Below are 23099 nucleotides of genomic sequence, written 5' to 3'. Positions count from 1 at the left end.
AAGCACCCTCCGCGTCACAACGAAAGGTGCTCTCGGCACCTTTAATTTTGCGTATAGATACAGGTTCGCGCTAAATCAAACAGCTCGCGCACGGCGACAGTATACATTGCATAATCTTGATTTTTAGCATTTTTTAGATCCACCAATACACGATCCCAACGTTCCAGCAACGGCTGATTCTGAGCCACCCATTGATCAATTTGATGCTGTATCGGCTGCTCTTCAGGGTAACGTAGCAGCGTGGTCATCAAGGCGCGCTGCTGCCAATCCAGATCATCGCGGAAGGCATCTCTGGCCAAGGCCTGCCAGTAGGTATCCACCTCCAAACGATTCAACTGTTGAGCAAACCAGTGTAGCTCTAAGCGCTCTCCGATCGCATAAAAAGCTTCCGCCGCCCGCCTCAAGCTCACCTCATTCTCCAAGGCAACCTCGATCACACCCAAGGCCGGGAAGAGATAACTCACACCGGCCATCAATTTTGCTAGGGCCTCCGGCACCTGAGCCTCGCGGTAGCGCTCATACACCGCTTCCCATTCCTGACGCGGTTCACCACAGAGCAGCTCACCTAACTCCTGCCCCATCTGTTTTAACGGCTGATAAAAACGCTGCTGCTCCTGCTCACAATCAAGTTCACCTCGACGATTGCGAATAAACCAGCGTGTTGCATGACGCACCAGATACTGCAAGCGCTCCATCATCTCCAGCTGGATATTGGCATCCACTTGATAGTCGAGATATTCAATCTCTTGCCAGACACTCAGCACATCAAACACATCACGCACCAGAATATAGGCACGCGTCACGCGCTCCACATCCGCACCCGTCGAAGTTGTCAGGCGATCAACAAAGTTAATCCCCATCAGATTGACGATCTGATTGGCCACCTGTGTTGCGACAATTTCACGGCTCAATCGATGCTGTGCCATCGCCTGTGGATAACGTGCTTGCAGCTGCGCGGGAAATGCCGTGACACGCTCTCTTGCCACATAGGGATCAAGCGGCAGATCCGTGGCCAGTAAACGCTCTTTTAAATCAGCCTTACTGTAAGAAACTAAGACCGAAAGCTCAGGACGTGACAAACCCAACCCAGCTAAGCGCTGCGCCTCCAGCTGCTCATCATTCGGAATAAACTCTAAGGAACGCTTGAGCTTACCCTGCGCTTCCAGCTTGTTAATAAAGCGCTGATATTCGGCCATGGCGATGAGTGAGCGCCGCTGTGCCAAGGTCAAAGCCTGAACCTGACGATAATTATTGCGCAACACCAAGGCCGCCACCTCGTCCGTCATCTCTTGTAACAGAGTATTACGCTGTTTGAGTGTGATATCCCCCGCTGCCAGCATCTCGTTCAGCATAATTTTGATATTGACCTCATGGTCGGAGCAATCGACACCACCTGCGTTGTCAATGAAATCCGTATTCAAACGTCCGCCTAAACGCGCATACTCCATACGCCCTTTTTGCGTCATGCCTAAATTGCCCCCCTCACCGATCACTTTACAGCGCAAAGAGGAGGCATCGACACGCAGAGCGTCATTCGCCTTATCACCCACATCCGTATGCTGCTCACTACTGGCTTTAATATAGGTGCCGATCCCACCATTCCATAACAGATCCACCGGCGCCTGTAAGAGTGCGGAAATCAACTCATTCGGTGTAATCCGATTCACCGTCAAGCCGGTCAAGTGTTTAACTTCAGCGCTTAAGGGGATAGATTTCGCAGCGCGATCAAACACACCGCCCCCAGCAGAGATCAGGTTCTTATCGTAATCATTCCAACCCGAACGCGGCAGCTGGAACAAACGCTGACGTTCCGCAAAACTGCTGGCTGGATCGGGATTCGGATCTATAAAAATATGCTGGTGATTAAAAGCTGCAACCAATTGAATCTGCTGCGATAACAACATGCCATTGCCAAAAACATCACCCGACATATCACCAATGCCGATCACGCGGAAGGGCTGTGTACGCGTATTGTGACCCATTTCACGGAAATGACGCTCCACTGACACCCAAGCACCGCGCGCTGTAATCCCCATCTTTTTATGGTCGTAGCCCTGGCTTCCTCCCGAAGCAAAGGCATCCCCTAGCCAAAAACCGTAGGCTTGTGCGATCTCGTTAGCGATGTCGGAAAAAGTCGCCGTACCCTTATCCGCCGCCACCACCAGATAGGTATCGTCTTCATCATGGCGCACCAGATCGGCAGGTGGCACCACCTGCCCCTCCAGCAAATTATCCGTCAGATCCAGCAGTGCGCTGATGAATAAACGATAACTGGCAATCCCCTCCTCCAACCATTGATCCCGCGTCATTTGCGGATGCAGGCGCTTGGCAATAAAACCACCCTTAGCGCCAACCGGGACAATCACCGCATTTTTCACCTGCTGAGCCTTCACCAATCCCAAGACCTCAGTGCGGTAATCCTCCTTACGATCGGACCAGCGCAAGCCACCGCGTGCAACCTTGCCACCACGCAGATGCACCCCTTCCACTTGAGGCGAAAACACAAAAATCTCATATAAAGGACGCGGTTCAGGTAGATTGGGAATTTCTGCCGGCAGCAGTTTAAATGCCAAATAGGGCTTAGGGCCTTGTCCGGCAGATTGGAAATAGGTCGTCCGCACCGTTGCCTTAATCAGCAACACATACTGACGAATGACTTGATCTTCGTTTAAACTCGACACCTCCTCCAGAGCACTCAAGATACGTGCCTCTATCACCTCTTGTGCTTCCTGCTGCCCCTGCCCCGGCTCAAAGCGGGCATAAAACAGCTGCACCAAATCATGCGTAATGCCCGCATGTTGATTTAAAGCAGCACTCACGGCTTCCGTGCTGATCGGAAAGCGTATCTGCTTCATGTAGGCGGCATAGGCACGCAGAATGCGAACCTGCGTCCAGGTCAAACCCGCACCCAATACCAACTTATTAAAATCATCACTCAGCGTATGACCCGACCAGATCTGCAAAAAAGCTTCTTCAAAATTCGATTGCAGGGTCTGTCTAGGCAAGTCATATTGGCCGCCATAACAAAGGTTAAAATCATGTATCCAAAGGGTTCGCCCACCGGCCTCAATCTCATATGGATGCTCATCCATCACCCGCAATCCGAGATTTTCCAAAATCGGGATCACATCCGATAAGGGCAAAGAATCCTGCAAATGAAAGAGTTTAAAATTCAGCGTGCCCTCATCACGATCAAAGGCACGATAAAAACTCAACGCAATCGGATTAGCAGCAGACAGGGGCCACATATGCTGAAGATCAACCACCGCTGTACGCGGCGAAAAATGGGATCGGTAACTGGCCGGAAAGCCTCTAGAAAACTCATTAAAACGCTGCAAGCCTTGCTCTTCGCCCAAAGCCTCAATCAAAGCGTGATGGAAATCCTCATCCCAGCTTCGCGCCGCATTACGGATCTGCTGTTCAATCTCTTCGACATCATACTCATAGGTCAAGGCTTGCCTTTGCGAAGAGCGGAGAATGAACTGCGTACGTGCCAACACCGATTCAGAGAAATAGGTGGTGAACTCAGCTTGATCACAGGCCAAGGCTTGCTTGAGCAGAGTTTCTACGGCAATCCGAAACTCAGTGCTATAAATATCACGCGGCACATAGACTAACACCGAAAAATAATGCCCAAGCGTATCCCTCCGAATAAACACACGGATCTGCCGGCGCTCACGTATCTCTAAAATACTGATCGCGACCTCGGCTAAAGCCTGCGCGGAGATCTGAAACAGATCATCACGGGGAAAGGTTTGTAAAATTTGATTGAGTGTTTTCCAATCATGGCCCTGTGGCATCAAATTCGAGGCCTGCATCACCCGCTGGATCTTGTCACGCACGATGGGAATATCATAAGCAGATTGAAAATACACACTGGAGGTGTAAAGCCCCAAAAATCGCACCTCACCTATAATCTCACCCTGATCATCCAATCGCTTAAAACTGATGACATCAGGATAAGCTGGGCGATGGACACGGGAGCGATCATTCGCTTTGGTAAAGTGCACCCATTCATGCAGCTCAACGACTTCATCTAACAGCGCACGCCGACAACTGGCATCACACGCACTTAACAGGCCAAGGCCTGTATCGGGGACAGGCTGCAAACCCAAGCCCTGATCCTTCGGCACCCGATCCAATACCTCATAGCCTAAAAAGGTAAAATGGCGTTCTAACCAGGTAATAAAAGCCTGAACTTCAGAGAAGTCATGATCGGGGAAGCGCTCGGCATAGGTCGCAAAGGCTTCAGACTGCTCTAGCAACGCAACACGCATCGCCGCAAAATCCTTCACGGCATCACGCACCTCCTCTAACACTTTAACCAACTCTTGCTGAATACGTGTCAGGCGCAAATGCTCAGTATGGCGATCCACTTCAATAAAAATCAGTGACTCTAAAGAGGCCTCTAACGGCTCAAGCGCCTCAATAACCGCCTTAGCGCCCTGCCTTCGGATTGGCAATTGCATGTTATGAATCGAGTGGATCGAAAGATCTAAGTGATTCAACGCGATGCGTAATGAATCCACCAAAAACGGCATATCGGTTGAACGCACAAACACCACACTATGCAACGACTGCCAGCCATCTTGCTCAAAGCTCGGGTTAAAGACACGGACCTGAGGCGCACGATCATCCGAATCCTCAAAAAAAGACCAAAGGTCCAATATCGCACCCAAGAGATCATCCGAACGCCAAAGTTTCAGATCTCTTTCTGGAAAGTGCCGGAAAAAGTGCTCAACAAAAGCCGTCAAGACTTCAGCACGCTCAGGTTCAAACAGCTCTTGAATATGGGTGATGAGTTGCGTTTTTAGGGCTAGTTTTAGTTCCAGATGACTCAACATAATCCATGACCATCCTTAATAAGTCGGCGCATAAAGTTGAATTGCAGCAGACGGTGGCTTTACGCATAATGCGACAATTCACGAAGCTACCTAAAGCCTAGAGTAAACAGCTCGAATCGCAAGCTCAGGCCCAGACTCGCAAAAGGAATTCCAGCATGCCCTCTCGTGCCGCGCACCCGCCCAGCTCACTGAGCGAACGTCTGGTCGTCGTTGGACTTCTGGCTCTCATTCTTTGGTTACCCATTCCTTTAGGCAGCAACCGGCCTTGGTCTATGGCACTCTTCATGATCCTGATCAGCGCTTTGGCCTTAGCCTGGGGTGCATTCACGCTATTGAACTCCGAGCGGACACGATTCACACGCCGCTCATCCGGGCGCTGGATATTAATCAGCATGCTAAGCTGCTTGCTCCTCACCCAGCTCTGGGGACTCGTGCAGCTCTATCTCAATCCAACACTTCACCTCGGGCGCAGCGTTCATCAACTCTTTCTAGGCCTCAGCTATACACTGCTCTTTGTTCTGACTGTACAAGTGTTTAACACACGTAAGCGCTTAACCCTCTTACTGAGTGTGATCCTCATCAGTGGCACACTTCAGGCTTTTTATGGCTCCATCACCGTACTTTCAGGGGTAGATTGGCTACCCTGGGGACAGGAAAAAAGTCGGAGCAGCGCTTCCGGCAGTTTCGTCAACCGTAATCATCTAGCCGGTTATCTAGCGATGGTTTTGAGCTTAGGCATAGGGCTAATGCTCGCCCTGCGTGATGGCCGTCCATTCAGTTGGCGCAACCTATTGGAGCTACTGCTCGGCCCTAAAGCGCGTTTACGTCTAGCGCTGATCGTCATGGTCATCGGCCTCGTGATGACCCACTCGCGCATGGGCAACACCGCCTTTTTCACCAGTTTAGTGATTATGGGCAGCCTGTTTATTCTGTTCACGCCGGAAAACCGTGGCAGGAACTCATTGATTTTAATCAGCATTATCCTGATCGACATTTTAATCATCAGCCAGTTTTTTGGTTTTGAGCGCTTAAAAAACCGCCTCGCCAACACCGAAGTCAGTATTAGCCAAGAAGCCGGACAGATCGTCCTCAATATTAATGATCTACGCGCGCTAGCCAATGAGCGCATCTATCCCATCATCCAAGCCAACCCCTGGCAGGGTTATGGTGCCGGTAGTTTTGAAGATGTCTTTATCGGCCCCAGTGGACCCGGTTTTGGCAGCCATTTTGATCATGCCCACAACGACTACTTTCAATTTTGGCTGGAATACGGTGCGATCGGCAGCCTGCCTTTAGCGCTGTTTGTACTTCTCGCACTTTTCTGTGCGCTTAAAGCTCTAATACAACGCCAAAGCACCTATACCAGCGGTTTGGGATTTGGCAGTGCGATGGCTATCCTAGCGATTCTGATTCACTCAACGACCGACTTTAATCTGCAAATTCCCGCGAATGCGGCACTATTTACTCTCGCCTGTGCGATGGCCTATCAAGCGGCGTATCTCAACCTAAACAAATCCTCCAAAACACGCAGCCAAGCCCCCTCTTTCTCTCGATAGTATTATTCACAACTAACAATTTCTGAGATGCAGAAACTCTGGGAATATACAACTCTGTGTATTCTGTGCCTGGATCTGTGTGGTAGTGATTTAGGCCTTTTACCCTATCTCAGGGACACTCTTCCTAGATAGAACGAAAACCAAACAGACCGAGGATTTAACCATGCGCAAAACACTCCTAGCCTTAGCTCTGAGTAGTCTACTGGCAAGCGGTACCGCACTGGCGGACCAAGCCTTGCTGGATGCCCTGCAAGCTGAAGGCATCACCCTCACCCAAGAACAGATGGAGTTAGTGCTTGCCGCTGAAGATGCTGAAGCCATTCTGGCGGTGCTTGAATCGATGATTCTGGCCGCAGGTGAAAACGAAGCTCTTGTTGCGGCGATCGTCGCCGCTGCGGTGAAAAGCCACCCAGAGATGTCCGCTGAAATCACGGCCACAGCCATCAACGCAGCCCCGAGCTTAGCCGGCGCCATTTCCGAAACCGTTTTAGCTGCGCAAACACCGGCAGCAGGTCAAGAGTCTGCCGTGAGTGCCGCCCCTGCAGCGGGTGCCTTAGCCGCTGCCGCACCAACACGTTCAGCGCCGTCAGGCGGTGGCAGCAGCACGCCTACACCGGCAAGCCCAAACTAATAGTAATCAACCCTGCTCACACAGCACTCCAAAGAGAGTGCGTGTGAGAAAACACGGATGAAATGATGATGAAGACTAAAATGAAACGCGCCATCCTACTGGCGGTATCGATTGCGGCAGCCAACTCTGCTTGGGCACTCGAACCTGCGAGTTTCAACCTTGGCCCCTTCGCGGCCACACCGACGCTGACACTCACACACAGTTACGATGATAACTTTCGCGCTAACAACGATGCGGAATCCTCTTCGATTTCCCAAATCGAACCCGGTATTTCACTGAGCGCTGAAAGCAATAAAAGCCGGTACATTTTAAGCTATAGTTTTGTACACGATTATTTCCACTCAAAATCCAGCCTGAACAATACGGATCACTTCGTTGCGGCATCAGCCGATTGGGAGTTTGATGTTCGCAATCGCCTCAATGCTTATTACGATTTTGCCAAAACTGAAGATGTCGCCGACACCAATGTGCCAGGTGTCAATGATCGCTTCAGTAATCATAACCTGGGGGCAGGCTATGTATTTGGCGCCCCAAGCGCCCGTATGAACCTTGAATTCGGTGCCGATCATGCGCGTAAGCGTACCGACAATAACGTCAATTTTGATAAAGAGCGGAATACCGATAGCATCAAAGGTATTTTTTACTACCGTGTTGCACCGAAAACTCAGCTCTTGACTGAAGTGCGCCGCGCAGAGTTCGACTATCGCTCCAACAGCGCCCTAGACAGCCATAACATGACCTACCTGGCAGGTGTGCGCTGGGAGGCTACCGCTTTCACCACCGGTACCGCCAAAATCGGTCGTGTGAAAAAAGATTTCAAAGATTCCAGCAAAGCCGACAAGAGCTCTTCCAGCTGGGAAGTCAATGCGATTTGGCAACCTTTGACATACAGCACCTTTAATCTGGGCTTAAATCGTGGAATCGATGAGGGTGACGATGGTGCCGACAGCATTAAAACCACCCGCACCAGTCTGGATTGGACGCATAACTGGAGCAGCTTTATCAGCACTAAGGTCGATTTGAGCCATACCGATAAAGACTACGACAGCATCAATCGCAGCGATACCATCAAAAGTGCAGGGTTCGGCGTGACCTATGATCTGCGTCGTTGGATGGATATCACCTTAGGTTACCAATACACCGATAAAAGCTCCTCATTAGCCAGTGAAAGCTATGATCGCAATATCTATAAACTCCAGCTCAATGTCGCACTCTAAGTATTGGATCGCTTAGGTTGATTGCTTGTCAGGCTTTACAACGCCTGACAAGCAATCCGATTCACCCAAGGTTCAGAGCTTGACCCTTAGTATTCAAGGCATTTGATCTCAGGAGATGTATTCGCAATGCCCTACAAAAAAACTAAAGCCCTGTTACAGCACTTAACCTGGGTTGCCTTTGTTTTTATCTGCTTTTTTTCCACTTTCGCACAGGCCAACACACAGAGTAGCCAATACCGACTTTCCTCCGGCGATGTGATTAAGATCAGCGTCTTTGGCGAACCGGACTTATCACTCGAACGTGTCCGGCTCAACGATGCAGGCGCATTTTCCTACCCTTTTCTAGGTGAGGTACGTGCTCTGAACATGACGGCTTCAGAACTCGAAGCTCAGCTGCGCGCTGGCTTGGAGGGGGATTTTCTTGTCAACCCCAATGTCAGCGTCAGCGTTCTGGAATACCGCGAATTCTTTATTACCGGCGAAGTGCGTAACGCAGGGGGTTATCCCTATCAACCGGGCATGACACTGCGTCAAGCCGTCGCCATGGCAGGTGGACTCACCGAGCGCGCATCACAAAGGCGCATGAGCGTCATTCGGGATGGTGACACAGAACGCCGTCCGGTTTCGGCCAACATGGACACCCAGATCAACCCTGGGGATATTATTCAAATTGATCAGGGCTTTTTTTAAATGATGGATGCACAGCCTAACCTTCCTACCCATGCTCAGCAGTCACCGCAGAATAATTGGCTGAACCAAAAAGCAGAAGAGATCGATCTCGGTGCTTTGTTTGCCACCGTATGGCGACGCAAATGGAGCATCCTAACACTAGTCTCGATTGCCATGATTTTGGCAACGCTTGTTGTTTATTCTATAACACCCATTTTCCGAGCCACCGCAACCCTACTGATTGAACGTCAGGGTGCGAATATCGTCTCCATCGAACAGGTGTATGGTATCGAAGGCTCAGGTAACGAATACCTGCAAACGCAATTTGAATTGCTGAAGTCACGCGGTTTAGCCGAACGTGTTGTGCGCCGTCTGAATCTGCACAATCATTATGAGTTTGATCCAGAGCAAGCCCCACCTCCGCTCATCGATATAAAAGGCTTAATCAATCGTTTAGAGATTACACAACTTCTGAGCGGTAATCTCGCTTCAATGGTTGCAGAGGACGATACTCCAATCAGTCTATCGGAAGAGGATAAAATAGATCGCGCCACACGCAGCTTAATGACACGCATCTCTGTTGAGCAGGTAGGACGCAGTCAGCTTGTCCGCATTCACGTGGACATAGCGGATCGATTTACCGCCGCACAAATTGCGAATGCGATTGCGGAAGGTTTTATCGAAGGCCAATTAGATGCCAGCATGGAGATGTCACTCTCTGCCACCAACTGGATGAATACGCGCCTGACCGAGCTGCGCAGCAACCTACAAAGCGCTGAAGCCAAGCTCCAAGCCTTCCGTGATCAAGAAGGCATCGTTGACGTCGGGGGCATTCTTACAGTCACAGCCTCAGAGCTCAGTTCCACCAGTGATCGTATGGTGGATGCACGCCGTCGCCGTGCGGAAGCAGAAAGCGAGTTCCGCCAAGTGCAGGGCTTAAGCTCACAAGGCTGGGAGCGTATCGCTTCCGTTCCAGCGGTGTTGAGCAACCCACTGATCCAAAGCTTCAAAACCGAAGAAGCCCGCGCTCGTGCCCGAGTAGAAGAGCTTTCAGGCCGTTATGGGCCTAGACATCCAGTGATGGAAGCGGCACAAAGTGATTTAACTGCAGCTCGTGCCAGCCTGCAGGCACAGGTTGAGCAGATTGTTGCCAGTATCGAGCGTAATTACCAACTCGCACTCGCCAACGAACGTGCGCTGCAACGCTCCGTTCAGGAAAATAAAGAACAGATCCAAGATATTTCACGCAAAGAGTTTCAGTTACGTGAACTACAGCGTGAAGTAGATACCAATCGTGCCCTGCACGACACCTTCATGACACGCCTTAAAGAAACCGCGGCCACTACGGATCTGGAAACCGCCAATGCCCGAATCGTTGATCGCGCCGTTGTACCTGGCGGTCCGATTAAACCGAAAAAAGCGCTGATCATTGCCGTAGTCGGTGTTTTGGCCGGTATGCTCGGTGTCGGCCTGGTGCTGCTGCTCAATATTCTAAACAATACCTTTAAGGGCATTGAAGAGATTGAAAACAAACTGAATCTGCCTGTCTTGGGCATCCTGCCACTCATGGGCAAACAGGATCGAAAAGCCATGGCACATATGTTTGCGGAAAGCAAAAATAAAGCCTTTGCCGAGTCCATCCGCACCATTCGAACCAGTCTGTTACTCTCAGATATCAATACTGAGCATAAATCTTACGTCGTCACCTCCTCGATTCCGGGCGAAGGCAAGAGTACCGTAGCCGCTAACCTGGCCTATGCGATGGGACAGATGGAAAAGGTGCTGCTCATCGAAGCCGATATGCGTCGCCCTACCATGGCCAAAAGCTTCGATTTTCCGGTCGGCACACCCGGTTTAGCCAACTTAATCTCCGGCACAGCCCGACTGGAAGACACGATTCAAGAAGTAGATGGTATCTTCATTATGCCTGCAGGCGTTGTGCCACCCAATCCGCTGGAGCTCCTTTCACACGAACGCTTTGCGAACGCCTTGAAGGTGTTAAGCAACCAGTATGATCGCATCGTGATCGACTCGCCTCCGGTGCAGGCAGTGAGTGATGCGCTTGTCATCGCCAAGATGGCGCATAGTGTCATTTATGTGGTGAAGGCAGAATCCACCGCGCGGCCTCTGGCTGTGAATGGTGTCGGCCAGCTGTTACAGAATCGTGCACCGATCAGTGGCGTGGTACTGAACCAAGTAGATATCAAAAAAGCCAAGAAACAAGGCTATAGCTATGGTGGTTATTATGATTACTATGGCTACAGCCAGGGATCTAAGGCTTGAAGGCCTGTAATCCAAATTTTTATGCGGATCGGATCGACTGAAATACTCTCTGATTTGATCTCAGTCGATCACAAAAAAGCCCTGCTCATCTCGATGAACAGGGCTTTACTCATTCAGGGAGATCACAATGATTGATCTACACAACCATCTTTTACCCGGCATAGATGACGGCGCACCCGATATGGAAACCGCTCTTGCTCTAGCGCGTGTAGCGGTAGAAGATGGCATTCATACCCTAGTCTGTACCCCCCACATCCACCCCGGGCGTTACGACAACACTCAAGTGATTATAGAATCCACGCTCTATGATTTTCGCCAAGCCTTAGCACAAGCCTGCATTCCCTTAAAAGTGGATGCAGCAGCCGAAGTCCGCATTTCACCTGAGATCATGCTTTGGATAAAAGCCGGCGAACTGCCTTTTGTCGGGCAATGGCAAGGCAAGCCCGTATTGCTTCTTGAACTACCCCACTCCGGCGTTCCACTTGGCAGTGACAAACTCACCTTGTGGCTACTCAAGCAGGGGGTCGTGCCGATGATCGCTCATCCCGAACGCAATAAGGGCATCCTACAATGCATCAGCCGCTTAAAGCCTTTTATTGATCAAGGCTGCTTACTGCAGGTGACCGCCGGCTCAATAGCAGGAAAATTTGGCGAGAAGGTTGAAGCGCTCGCGATAAAGCTACTTCAAGAGGAGAGAATTCATATCTTGGCCAGTGACGCACATAACCTAGAGCATCGTCCGCCTAAACTCAGCGTGGCACGTGAAACGACAGAGGCCCTCACCTCTGCCGCCTATTTCCAACGCCTGGTTGAAGAGAACCCACGAAAAATGATCTCAGGCTAATTTTAATCGAGAGAGGTTAACGCTAGCAGGCTTCAGCAGATCGACGATTGCAGACTCTGCTCTGTATCCACTCACCACTTCATTTAACAAGTTGCGTAATTGTGGATGGTCTAGGTTGTCCATTGCTTGCTGTAAACGTGATAAGACTTCTTGGAGCATAGGCCAGCTCAACATCTCTTCACTGGCACACATAATCATAGGGTGATCCGTTTGCTTCACAACCCCGCCGATTAGCAGCTCCTCGTAGGTTTTCTCACCGGGGCGCAACCCTGTAAAAACAATCTCGATGTCTCCATTAGGATTCTTTTCATCACGCACTTCACAACCCGCCAGCTGGATCATTTTGCGCGCTAAATCAACAATTTTAACGGGCTCACCCATATCCAAAACAAATACGTCACCACTCGATCCCATTGAGCCTGCTTGAATCACCAACTCAGCCGCTTCAGGGATGGTCATAAAATAGCGCGTAATCTCAGGATGCGTGACCGTAATAGGGCCACCCGCTTTGATCTGTTTGCGAAACAAGGGAATGACGGAACCGGAAGATCCTAATACATTGCCAAAACGCACCATCGCAAAGCGGATAGCGTTCCCCTTTTTCAACTCACGTTCACTTAACGCCTGCAAAACCATTTCTGCCAGGCGTTTACTCGCTCCCATAGTATTTGTAGGACGAACCGCTTTATCCGTTGAAATCAAAACAAAGTTCTTCACACCACAACGGATCGCTGCCTCGGCTGTATTCAAAGTGCCAAACACATTGTTTTTTAAACCGGCAACCATGTTGTATTCAACCAAAGGCACATGCTTATAAGCGGCCGCATGATAAATGGTTTCTACACCGTAGCGCTGCATCACCGACTGCAGATGCTCTGCATCCTGCACACTGCCCAAAATAGGGATAAGCTGCACATCACTTTCACCGGCCAAAATCGCTTGGCGCAGTTCAAACTCTATGCTGTAGAGCGCAAACTCAGATAACTCAAACAAAATTAAAGTACTGGGTTTGTGTTTGATGATTTGACGGCAAAGTTCCGACCCAATCGATCCGCCTGCACCCGTGACCATCACCACTTGATTCAACACACAGCGGTTGAGTAGCTCTTCTCGTGGAGCGACCGGATCACGGCCTAATAAATCCGCAATATCCACTTCACGAATATCACTAAAGGACACCTTACCTGAGATGATTTCATCTACGCCCGGAATAGTTGAGACACGCACAGGATAAGGCTCTAACCAATCCACAATTTCACGACGTTTACTAATGCCGATCGAAGGAATCGCTAGATAAACATCCGTGACATTATACTTAGCTAAGAGATCTGAGAATTGCTCACGTGAGAAAACACGTGCCGCCGAAATAATCTGCCCTTGAAGATCCTTATCATCATCGACAAAACCCACAACATAAACTTCAGGAATCTTCATAATGGCTTGAAACAATTGACGACCCGCTGAACCTGCACCAAAAATCACCACTTTTTTACGTTGCGATTTAATCGCTCGGGACGTGTTATGCATAAATAATAAACGGCGTGCAAAAAAGCGCGTCACCGCAATCATCAGCAAGGCCAGCAACCAAGTAATCACTATAGCAGAACGTGGGTAGGCAAGATCGAGCATAAAAATAGCAGCGGTCCAGAGCGTAAAGACCGCTGCAACAGAAAAGAAAACTGTATTAGCAAATTTAATACCAATATAACGGATTACCGCTCGATATAAACCCTGGGTGATAAACACAGGAATGGCGAGCACAGGCAGTAATAACACAGCCCAGATATAATCCCCTAAAGGCCAGAACCAATCTCCCATCCGAATCGAGACAGCTAAACTTGCCGCACCCAAAAGAATCACCACATCCGCACATACGGAAATCCAGCGTTTGTGTACGCGTGGTAAATTTAAGAGAAAGGCGGGTATGCTCATAATATGTACTGCCGAGAGATCATCCGTTGAAAATTCACCTATAGGGCGCAGTAATAAACCTATAGGCTAAAGGGCCTTCTCACAATCTACTCTTATAATTAATCAGTAAGAGAGAGTAACAAAAAGGCTTTGTTTTTCATGGAGATAAATAACGCGAAAGGAAAAATCAATAAAAACTACTGAACAATCTCTACTTCTGGTTTACACGATATAACCCTACACGAATCGGTGTAATTCCTAAGCGTGCACAGGTGGATTGGACATATTCACGCCAATAAGGCCAAACATGATAACCGACATGCTCTTCTGAAAATGCATCGAGAGCGAAACGCTCCAACTCTACTGAGGAGCGGTAAAGCGCATTTAGAGTTGCTTGAATTTCAACCACAGGTGAGCTTTCAATCTCTGGCTGTACTAAGCGCACACCGGCTGCATAGAAAAAATTGTACTCCCACCAGTTCTGACCATCCTCCTGTAAGCGAATCTCCTTGATTTTACCCACGCCATGAAATGCCTGCACTTCAAGATTTAGGCTCTGCAACTCCAAAAGCTCAATGTCATCCGCAAGGCTCAGACTACTGTTTCTTAATCTAACTTCACGGATAGCTAACGCGTTAATCGCTTGATCTAATGAAGTCATCAAGCCACCTTTTCCCATTGAGCAGGGTTGCGCCGATCAATCACATTCTTTCCGAGAACAATCGCATGTGCAGGCGTACACTCCTTTTCATCTGTTTTCCAGTTCGTGGTAGCAAATGAGTGAACTGGCTTAATGTGATCGACAGATGAAGCCTCAGAATGCAGCTCAATCCTAGGTTCAAGACCCAAAGCAAAGCAAATGTCTGATAAAGATGCCAAAGTCATGTTACGGGAACCTTTAAGCATCTGACTGATATAGGCACGCGACTTACCCAACCGCCGCGCAAGCTCTACTTTACTTACGGACAAATCTTCCATCTGTACCAACAAATCTTCGGTGACATTGTAAATAAGCTCTTCACGTGCATAGGCTCGCGCATCAGCTCGATTAAACTCATATCCAGTCTTAAAAAACAAATCTTTAGCGCTCATCTCCGTCCACCTCAATACGTATCCAATTGTGGGCGACTCTGTCCACATCTTTAGCTTTTAACTTTTGATAGTCCTTAAATACATAATGACTTATAAACCATGTATCAGGATGGCATTCTGACTGCCAACAGTAGCCTCTTATAGGCATTCGTTTAAATGCAAAAAAGTAACCTGCAGACTTACCGTTACGTTTTTTTGGCAGCTCACCCTCTTTTGGAAAGTTCTCACGACTCACTCTATGACCGTCTGCAAGACGCTGTATTTGCTGAGCCATTCCACGCTTAAAGGTCTGAAGCTTTCGAGCCTCGACATGGCGCAAAGCTTCGAAAAAACTTTCTAGCGCACCGACACAATGAACAACTCGGTACCTCTTACCTTCTACCTCATCCTTGATGTTATCATTCACAAGAGCACCTTGTTAATATATATATTAGCACGCAAGGCAAAAAGTTCTGTCTTTAATTCAGTTACCAGATGACCAGACATCTCATTCGTTCAAAGGAAGTCACCATCATACCCAACCTGAAGGCCGGGTAAGGTTTCGCGGAGTTTATTGGCTAACACGCTTTTCGCTTGTGTATCACCATGTACCAAGCGCACAAACTTTGGAGGGCGACGCATGCGCTTAACAAAATTGATGAGATCTTGCTGATCCGCATGCGCGGAATAACCGCTGAGATGGTGTACCTGAGCATTGATCGGGTAACGCTGCCCATCTAACTCCACGTACCCTTGGGGATAACGCTGTTTATTGCCATAACGCTGGATCGCCCAACCATTGGTGCCTGGGCTTTGATAACCACAAAAAATAATATCCGTGCGCGGATCGCCCAGCAGAGCCTTAAGATAAGCGACAATCCTGCCGCCGGTACACATTCCGCTTGCCGCAATCACAATCGTTGGCCGTGCCGTACGTTGCAAATACTCCACCACCTGCTGATGGCTTTGAGTATCACTAATCGTCGTCAACTGCTCAAAGGCTAAAGGATGACGGCCTTGGGCTAATTTACGCTGCGCCTCCGCATCCCACAGGGGTTTGAGTTCACGATAAATACGCGTCACTTCATTCGCCATCGGCGAATCCACCAGCACCTCGATATTTTCCCAATCACCACCATGCTGATGGATAATCTGCTCAAACTCATACAAAAGCGCCTGAGTGCGTCCAAGGCTGAACGCCGGAATCAACACCACACCGCGATCCCGCACACAATGTTCAATTACCGCTTTTAAAGCTTGCGTGCGAAAACGTCGACCTTGATGCAAGCGATTGCCATAGGTGCTCTCTAACACCAAAAGATCACAGGCATAGGCAGGTTTGAGGTTGGGCAATAGCGGTGAATAGGGCGCACCCAGATCCCCTGAAAAGATCACCCGCTTCACCTGGCCGATTTGCCCACCTTGCTGATACGGCTGAGGCTGCGCAAGATCCACCTCGATATAAGCTGAGCCGAGAATGTGCCCGGCTCGTTTAAACTTGAGCTTGACCTGCTCATCCAGCCGATGCCACACACCAAAGGGCAGCGGCACCATCAGGCTTTTAATCTTATCGATCAGCAGCGTAATCAAGCGTCGATCCTGTGTTACCCCCAAACGCACCGCATCTTCGAGCATCAGCGGCAAAAGCTTCGCCGTGGCGTCTGTACAGATAATCGGCCCGGTAAAACCCGCCATTAGCAGATAAGGAATGCGCCCGATATGGTCGATATGCGCATGAGTGACGAGCAAGGCTTGCACCTGGCTGAGATCAAAATCAATGTTCAATACTTTGGCATTGGCCGTATCACCATGCGATGACTGTTCCGCACCCTGAAATAAACCGCAATCCACTAAAAATGATTTACCCGGCGCATACACCAACTCATGGCATGAGCCTGTCACCCCTTCACTTCCACCATGTGAGATTAAAGATAACATCCTGTTCTCCTTAAATTATCTAATTTTTCAGCGGTATCAAACTCACTTTTTTAAATCACGCAAGCAACACACTAGCTCATGAACGTAGGTACTGGGATTATCCGAACCGGTTCTCTCGCTTTCCTCCAACGCACGCCTAGCGTTATTAATCGCAAAATCAATCTGATCGATAAGCTCTTGAAACACTGTTTTCAGTCCCTTTTCATAATGTGGCATGTAAACTTTCAAGTTACGGAGAACCTGTTGACCGACACTAGCTTTAGGTGTTGCCGTAAAGGGTTGAGTGGTGTACTCGAAATGTAAGAGTATCCAGTATTCAAAACTGGGAACTGAAGGTATTGCAAAGAAGGTGTCTTGAGGTGATGCCGAGGCCAATGCACTCAACGCTCGATGGATCTGCTCCACTATCACCACGCACCTCAACATTCACAGTGCTCAACCCATAATAATTTCGCGCACCCATAAAATAGTGAGGCTCTGTTTTTTCACCCTCACAGACAATCAGAATTTTTTCATAAGCTGCACGTTTAGGCTGGCCACGCCGCAACTGTTTAGCACTTTTCGGTTTTCTTTGTTTGTGAAACAGGTTATCCGTGCCCATGTCATATCCTTAACTTTTGCTTTTCATCTTCTTGATGAACGGCAGTGCGCCATAACGTCCAGATAGGTAAGCAAGTTCCAGATTTTCGCGGCTCTTTCTTGGACTGAAGTCTGTCAGAGGGTAGATTTGAGAGGACTGTGCAGCGTTTTTCTCACAAAACCAAATTTGATCTCGACGGAAAACATCCTGATTCAAAATCGACGTTTCATGTGTGGTAAAGATCAGCTGAGCATTTTTGGGATTTGTTTCGCTGTTATGGAATAACTCGACTAAATAGCGTACCAATAACGGATGAAGATTATCGTGGAGTTCATCAATAAACAGAACATAACCGTTTTTGAGCGCATCCAACCAAGGGCCTGCAAAGGAAAATAGCTTTTGCGTACCCTCTGATTCATCATCGAAATTGAAGATCACAGGCTTTCCTTCACTGTCTTTGTGTACTGTTTTGATCTCAAAGCGATGTTTATCTTTCAATTCATCGGCAATGACTACACGTAGAGATTCAGGAATATCCTCAGGCAGCTGGTTAACATCAAAAGCTTGAGCTTCAACCAAGACATCATCAATTTGCAGGTCTGCAGCATGCAGAAAACCCATCACACGTGGCTTATCTTCCTTCTCACACAGAGACGCGCTGAATTCAGGCCCCCAGCCACCGATTCCGGCCATGCGTAAAGTAGATTTAAACCAGTCAAATAAAGGTTTTAACTGTTTACTATTGAGTTGTACAGCGGTTGACAAAAACAACGCATTATCGCGCGTCGATTTTTGCCAAAGTTGTTTTTCACCTAGTAAATTACTGCCTAACTCCCACTCGTGGCACTGCTTGTCATCATTCCATGAACGGTTAAACCAACGCTGGGCACGTCCCTTGGGGTATGCCAGCAACCACTCATCGTGAATACGAGACGCTGTAGCAGAAAAACCGTACTGGTAACGTACATTCTCTACTAAAAAAGTGACTTCGAACTCGCTGGGTTGGAGGCGACTTTTAGGACATAACCGAAAAGGCACTACCGGCAAGGGATCACCGTGCTGACGAGCTGTAGATGACTCTAAGACGATTCGTTGTAACGTTCGCAAAGCCAGTAAAAAATTAGACTTTCCACTGGCATTCGGACCATAAATTGCAGATGAACGCAGTAACTCGAACCGACTGGGCGCATCGATCACAAAACTGTTGGAGTCGACCAACTCATCACCACTACTCTTCATCAGACTAAATGTTTGCGTAGTGTGGATCGAGCGATAGTTAGTTACAGACACCTCGATTAGCATCAGTTTTCACCTTTGAACGTAGTTTATTGTGCGTGCGTAGATGAAAATAGCATGAAAAATTAGCTAATGGCTAATTTAAACTTGGTTTTTGACAATTTTTGCCAGAAAGTTAGATTTATTAAGCCTGAAAAACAAAGCGCGAGTTCTCTTACGTTTCAACAAATGAATTTTTCATGCGTACTCCTTCCATGGAGTGGGTAGGTCACGTATTTAACTTCCAAGGTTCAACCCCGAGCTGACATCACCTGCTTCAGTACTTCACAGGTTTTATCGATTTCAGCCTGTGTCAAAGTTGGGTGGACTAAAAACATCAGACTCGTGTCGCCCAGTTCATGCGCGACCGGCAGAGGCTTTCCAGGTCGCCAACCCGTGCCATCGAAAGCCTTTTCAAGATACACCTCTGAGCAGGAACCCGAGAAGCAGGGTACGCCACGCTCGTTGATCTGTTGCATAATCTGGTCGCGCTCTTGTGCACAGCCCTCTACAAACAGATAACACTTATAGGCCGCATGTTCGATGTCAGCGGGCAACTCGGGCACACGTAAACCCGATAGATCCTTGGCCGTGTTCCAAATTTGTTGCGCATAGCTTAAACGCGTTGCGTGCCATTGCGGCATATGCTTCAGCTGAATCCGGCCTATCACCGCTTGCATCTCCGTTATGCGCCAATTGGTACCGAAAGATTCATGTAACCAACGAAACCCCGGCGGATGCTCACGTTCATAAACGGCCTCCCAAGCTTTACCATGATCCTTAAAAGACCACATCTTTGACCAGAGCTGCTTATCCTGAGTGGTGACCATCCCCCCCTCACCGCCAGTCGTCATAATCTTATCCTGACAAAATGACCAGCAGCCAACATGGCCGATGGAACCCACCGCCCGCCCTTTATAACGTGCACCATGAGCCTGCGCACAATCCTCAATGACAAACAGATCATGCGCTTGTGCCAGTGCCATAATCGGGTCCATATCACAGGGCCAACCGGCAAGGTGCACGCAAACAACGGCTCGGGTACGCGGTGTAATCACCGCCGCTATGGAAGCAGCGGTAATGTTCTGGTTGTCGGCATCCACATCGGCAAACACCGGCACGGCACCGGCATTCACAATACTGGAAACCGATGCCAAGAAGGTACGCGAGGTCACAATCACCTCATCCCCAGCTCCCACACCCAGCGCATTCAACGCTAGATCCAACGCCACCGTGCCGTTGGCAAGCGCAATGGCATACTCAGTGCCGACATACTCGGCAAACTCACGTTCAAACTGTCGCCCTTCCTGTCCAGTCCAATAATTGACTTTGTTGGAAAGCAAAACATCGCGCACAGCATTAGCCTCTTCCTCGGTGAAAGAGGGCCAGGGAGAGAAAGGACTGTTTAGCATGATTTACCCAAAGAAAAATGAAGAGTTAGCACCCGGAACTTTCTTCCCGACGGTGATGAGGCAGTTGCCAGGCAGGCAGCACGATGCGCGGCAGGCGCATACGCTCACATTGCGACGCGAGAAACTCACGCCAGTATGGCCAAACATGAAGACTGGCATTTTGAGTGGCGAAATCATCAATACACGTTTGGGATATCTCTTGTTCAAGTGCATATTCAGCGATGAACTCCGCCTCAATATTCGCCACTACGCTTGGCGAGCCCTGCTCATCCATAGATCGCTCTGCAATCGGGTTGACCCAACGCACACCAAAACGCACAAACACACGCACCAGCTTCCCATTACCTTCAAGGTCGGCAATCACGGTTTGCCTTACTACGTGCATCTGCTGAACATTCAACGCTTCCTGTTCACCCAAATATTTAGGATCAAACTCATCATGGCAATGAGCAAAGCTATCCCGAAGATATACGTCCTGCAGCCTCAGGCTATCAATAGCTTTTTGAAGGGTGTGTGAGATGGTCATGCGTATTCCCTTACCACCTCATGGTTAGAAGACGACACAACATGCAACCTGGGTCTTTGCTTGAGGCATGTAACATCGCTACCCCTCGCTGGAACAGAAAGCATCTGCCACAACACCCCAGGCTTGGCAGGTGCCACGCCTGCTTCGGCAGCAAGAATAGCAAAAGCCTCTGGCAAGGCATCCGCTATACGCAGCAGCTTATCCATGGCCTCAGACTGACTCACATCGTCACTTTCGTACTTTGAGAAAGCAACCGGGCCACCGCCAAAAACTCTTGCGGCTTCACCCTGATTAATTCCAAGACGCTCTCGAAGCAAGCGCACTTGCGCCCCCGTAAGCAGACCATCTACCTCTTTCTTGAAGGCAACCATCAAGCGCTTGTTTGCACGTAACTCTGCAGGTCCAACTTGTTCGGACCCACAACAATCACATATGGATAGATGACTTTCGATCTGCCTGATAACGCCACGGTATTCCACTGGAACCATCTCGACCTGCGGAGCTAATAAACCCTCACCGCAAATTGGGCATAGAGCTGATTTGATCATGACTAACCTCGATCTTCCGGCAAATGACAGGATACCAACAGTATTACAGTACCGCTTTTAGCGATCGCAAATTTGATATAGTACTCAACCGGTAACTCTTTGTACGCATGAGGTATCCATTCCATCTTAGTTAATATGTACGCATCACAAGCCGCCCAAGGGCCAGTCGGCCGCTGCTGACACCATTCAGAGTTTCTGTAACGTCCATGCTGCAGCGCCTCTTTCAACAGTACAGCTACATCATCTCCGTCTAAAGCATACCTCTGTAGATCATTTATACACTTGCGCGTCCAAGCACGTGTATGTGACTCACCTTGGTGTAACAGAGCCAAAACATGGGCAGGCTCATACAATGGACCGCCTGCAATAGTGCGGGTGATTCCTTCTAATGGCGGCACCCCAGCATAAGCGCTCACGTTTGTTTGATTATTTACCATTATGGTAATCCAAGCAAGTAGAGTTCCTTATCCACTACAGCAGGTCGGCCACACCACATCTGAAGGAATGGTGAGCGATTCAAATCACCTTAGCTGGCACACCCACCGCTGTTACGCTATCGGGCAGATCAGTGACGACCGCAGCACCGGCACCCACGGTCACCCCCTGGCCAATCTTGACCAACTGTTTCACGGAAGTTCCAATGCCAATCCAGCTTTGCGCACCTATCCGGACACCCCCGGCCAAACGCACACCGGGGCTAATATGAGAACAGTCACCCACGCTGCAGTCGTGGTCAATGCTACAACCCGTGTTGAGAATTACACCATCACCTATCTGCGATGAAACATTCACTACCACACCCGGCATCACGACTGTGCCTGTACCCAGGTTAGCGTATTGACTGATAACCGCAGAAGGATGCACTAAAGTCACCACAGGAGCCCCTATTTCAGACAGCCAGCACAGCTTTTCAGCTCGAATGGCATTATTGCCGATCGCAATAATCACTCCGGTGAAAGTATCCACGCACTCGACCAACGTTTGGCTATTGCCCGCTACCGCCCAATGGCCATTAGCGGAGACATTAGGCCAGGCGTCATCGAAGAAAACGACTTCATTCCAGCCGCAACACTCAGCGATATCGGCAACCACCTTTCCATGGCCACTGGCCCCTAAAATAGCTAAACGCTTCATGAACGCTCGCTTCCCGTAAATTTTGCCATGGTTGCTTCACCCTCAGCCGAAATACCCTCTCTAACCAGAACTTTCTTAATCGTTAGATAGATAATCTTAAGATCCAGCCAGAAAGAGCGATGATCTACATACCAGACATCCAGCTTAAACTTCTCGTCCCAAGAGATGGCATTACGGCCATTCACCTGTGCCCAACCCGTTACCCCTGGGCGAACATCATGGCGGCGATATTGTTCATTAGAGTAAAGCGGTAAATACTCCATGAGCAAAGGTCGAGGGCCCACAAGGCTCATGTCGCCTTTGAGTACATTCCAAAGCTCCGGCAGTTCATCCAGACTGGAGGAGCGTAAGAAAGCACCAAAAGGGGTCATGCGTTCGGAATCCGGCAGCGGGTTGCCGTCCTTATCTATGGCGTCACGCATGGTGCGGAATTTAATCATTTCAAAAGGCTTGCCATCTTTACCGGGGCGCACTTGGCGGAAGAGAACTGGCGAACCCAGCTTGCGGCGGATCTGAAAAGCGACCCAAACGATTACAGGCGCAAGCAGCAACAAGCCAATAGTTGAAGCGATAATATCGAAAAAACGTTTAAACATGAGAGGATGAATCCGCATCAGAATTAGGTGGGTGGATATGTCTATTTAATCCTTTTGTTTCAAT

General features: G+C 49.1%; 19 protein-coding genes. 6 read left to right on the top strand and 13 right to left on the bottom strand.

Annotation, left to right across the window (positions count from 1 at the left end; genetic code table 11):
- Positions 1-41: 41 nt before the first annotated feature.
- Complete coding sequence (locus E1H14_RS03480) at positions 42-4844, bottom strand: NAD-glutamate dehydrogenase (RefSeq protein ID WP_149390065.1); 4803 nt, start codon at positions 4842-4844, stop codon at positions 42-44.
- Between the two features lie 155 nt (positions 4845-4999).
- Between E1H14_RS03480 and E1H14_RS03475 the strand changes: the two genes are divergently transcribed.
- From E1H14_RS03475 to E1H14_RS03450, 6 genes are all read left to right on the top strand, one after another.
- On the top strand, positions 5000-6400 hold the full coding sequence (locus E1H14_RS03475) for an O-antigen ligase family protein (protein ID WP_149390064.1): 1401 nt from the start codon (positions 5000-5002) through the stop codon (positions 6398-6400).
- Between the two features lie 163 nt (positions 6401-6563).
- Positions 6564-7031 (top strand): hypothetical protein, encoded by a 468-nt coding sequence (locus E1H14_RS03470; RefSeq protein WP_149390063.1) that lies wholly within the window; start codon positions 6564-6566, stop codon positions 7029-7031.
- A gap of 68 nt (positions 7032-7099) precedes the next feature.
- Positions 7100-8248 carry an outer membrane beta-barrel protein gene (locus tag E1H14_RS03465; protein WP_235017372.1) on the top strand — a complete coding sequence of 383 codons (1149 nt, stop codon included), beginning with the start codon at positions 7100-7102 and terminating at the stop codon, positions 8246-8248.
- 126 nt (positions 8249-8374) lie between these two features.
- Positions 8375-8938 (top strand): polysaccharide biosynthesis/export family protein, encoded by a 564-nt coding sequence (locus E1H14_RS03460; RefSeq protein ID WP_149390061.1) that lies wholly within the window; start codon positions 8375-8377, stop codon positions 8936-8938.
- On the top strand, positions 8939-11200 hold the full coding sequence (locus E1H14_RS03455; RefSeq protein ID WP_200834020.1) for a GumC family protein: 2262 nt from the start codon (positions 8939-8941) through the stop codon (positions 11198-11200).
- Between the two features lie 127 nt (positions 11201-11327).
- The gene (locus tag E1H14_RS03450; protein WP_149390060.1) at positions 11328-12044 is read left to right on the top strand and encodes a tyrosine-protein phosphatase; all 717 of its coding nucleotides are present in this window, start codon (positions 11328-11330) and stop codon (positions 12042-12044) included.
- On the opposite strand, the gene E1H14_RS03445 is transcribed toward E1H14_RS03450, so the two are convergent.
- The 12 genes from E1H14_RS03445 to E1H14_RS03385 form a co-directional block, all read right to left on the bottom strand.
- Entirely contained in the window at positions 12036-13976 is a 1941-nt protein-coding gene (locus E1H14_RS03445) for a polysaccharide biosynthesis protein (protein ID WP_149390059.1), read from the bottom strand. The two genes, E1H14_RS03450 and E1H14_RS03445, sit on opposite strands and share 9 nt — an antisense overlap.
- 190 nt (positions 13977-14166) lie before the next feature.
- A complete protein-coding gene (locus E1H14_RS03440) occupies positions 14167-14616 on the bottom strand; it encodes a hypothetical protein (RefSeq protein ID WP_149390058.1) in 450 nt (149 codons plus the stop codon).
- On the bottom strand, positions 14616-15047 hold the full coding sequence (locus E1H14_RS03435) for a helix-turn-helix domain-containing protein (RefSeq protein ID WP_160142011.1): 432 nt from the start codon (positions 15045-15047) through the stop codon (positions 14616-14618). The genes E1H14_RS03440 and E1H14_RS03435 overlap by 1 nt, the downstream gene beginning before the upstream one ends.
- Positions 15037-15453 (bottom strand): hypothetical protein, encoded by a 417-nt coding sequence (locus E1H14_RS03430; RefSeq protein ID WP_200834019.1) that lies wholly within the window; start codon positions 15451-15453, stop codon positions 15037-15039. Before E1H14_RS03430 ends, E1H14_RS03435 begins: the two co-directional genes overlap by 11 nt.
- Positions 15454-15542: 89 nt before the next feature.
- Positions 15543-16964: an MBL fold metallo-hydrolase RNA specificity domain-containing protein gene (locus tag E1H14_RS03425; RefSeq protein ID WP_149390056.1), complete on the bottom strand. Its 1422-nt coding sequence runs from the start codon at positions 16962-16964 to the stop codon at positions 15543-15545.
- Positions 16965-17006: 42 nt separating this feature from the next.
- Entirely contained in the window at positions 17007-17390 is a 384-nt protein-coding gene (locus E1H14_RS13430) for an RloB family protein (RefSeq protein WP_407670231.1), read from the bottom strand.
- Between the two features lie 184 nt (positions 17391-17574).
- A complete protein-coding gene (locus E1H14_RS03415; RefSeq protein ID WP_149390055.1) occupies positions 17575-18846 on the bottom strand; it encodes an AAA family ATPase in 1272 nt (423 codons plus the stop codon).
- 224 nt (positions 18847-19070) lie between these two features.
- On the bottom strand, positions 19071-20231 hold the full coding sequence (locus tag E1H14_RS03410) for a DegT/DnrJ/EryC1/StrS family aminotransferase (RefSeq protein WP_149390054.1): 1161 nt from the start codon (positions 20229-20231) through the stop codon (positions 19071-19073).
- A 25-nt stretch (positions 20232-20256) separates the two neighbouring features.
- Positions 20257-20757 carry a preprotein translocase subunit SecB gene (locus E1H14_RS03405; protein ID WP_149390053.1) on the bottom strand — a complete coding sequence of 167 codons (501 nt, stop codon included), beginning with the start codon at positions 20755-20757 and terminating at the stop codon, positions 20257-20259.
- The gene (locus E1H14_RS03400; protein WP_149390052.1) at positions 20754-21305 is read right to left on the bottom strand and encodes a type II toxin-antitoxin system MqsA family antitoxin; all 552 of its coding nucleotides are present in this window, start codon (positions 21303-21305) and stop codon (positions 20754-20756) included. Before E1H14_RS03400 ends, E1H14_RS03405 begins: the two co-directional genes overlap by 4 nt.
- Positions 21306-21821: 516 nt before the next feature.
- Positions 21822-22439 carry an acetyltransferase gene (locus E1H14_RS03390; protein WP_149390050.1) on the bottom strand — a complete coding sequence of 206 codons (618 nt, stop codon included), beginning with the start codon at positions 22437-22439 and terminating at the stop codon, positions 21822-21824.
- On the bottom strand, positions 22436-23035 hold the full coding sequence (locus E1H14_RS03385) for a sugar transferase (protein WP_149390049.1): 600 nt from the start codon (positions 23033-23035) through the stop codon (positions 22436-22438). The genes E1H14_RS03390 and E1H14_RS03385 overlap by 4 nt, the downstream gene beginning before the upstream one ends.
- Positions 23036-23099: the final 64 nt, after the last annotated feature.

It is taken from the genome of Nitrincola tapanii, from assembly GCF_008368715.1.
Lineage (GTDB): Bacteria > Pseudomonadota > Gammaproteobacteria > Pseudomonadales > Balneatricaceae > Nitrincola > Nitrincola tapanii.
This window is presented reverse-complemented; position numbering and strand designations above follow the sequence as displayed.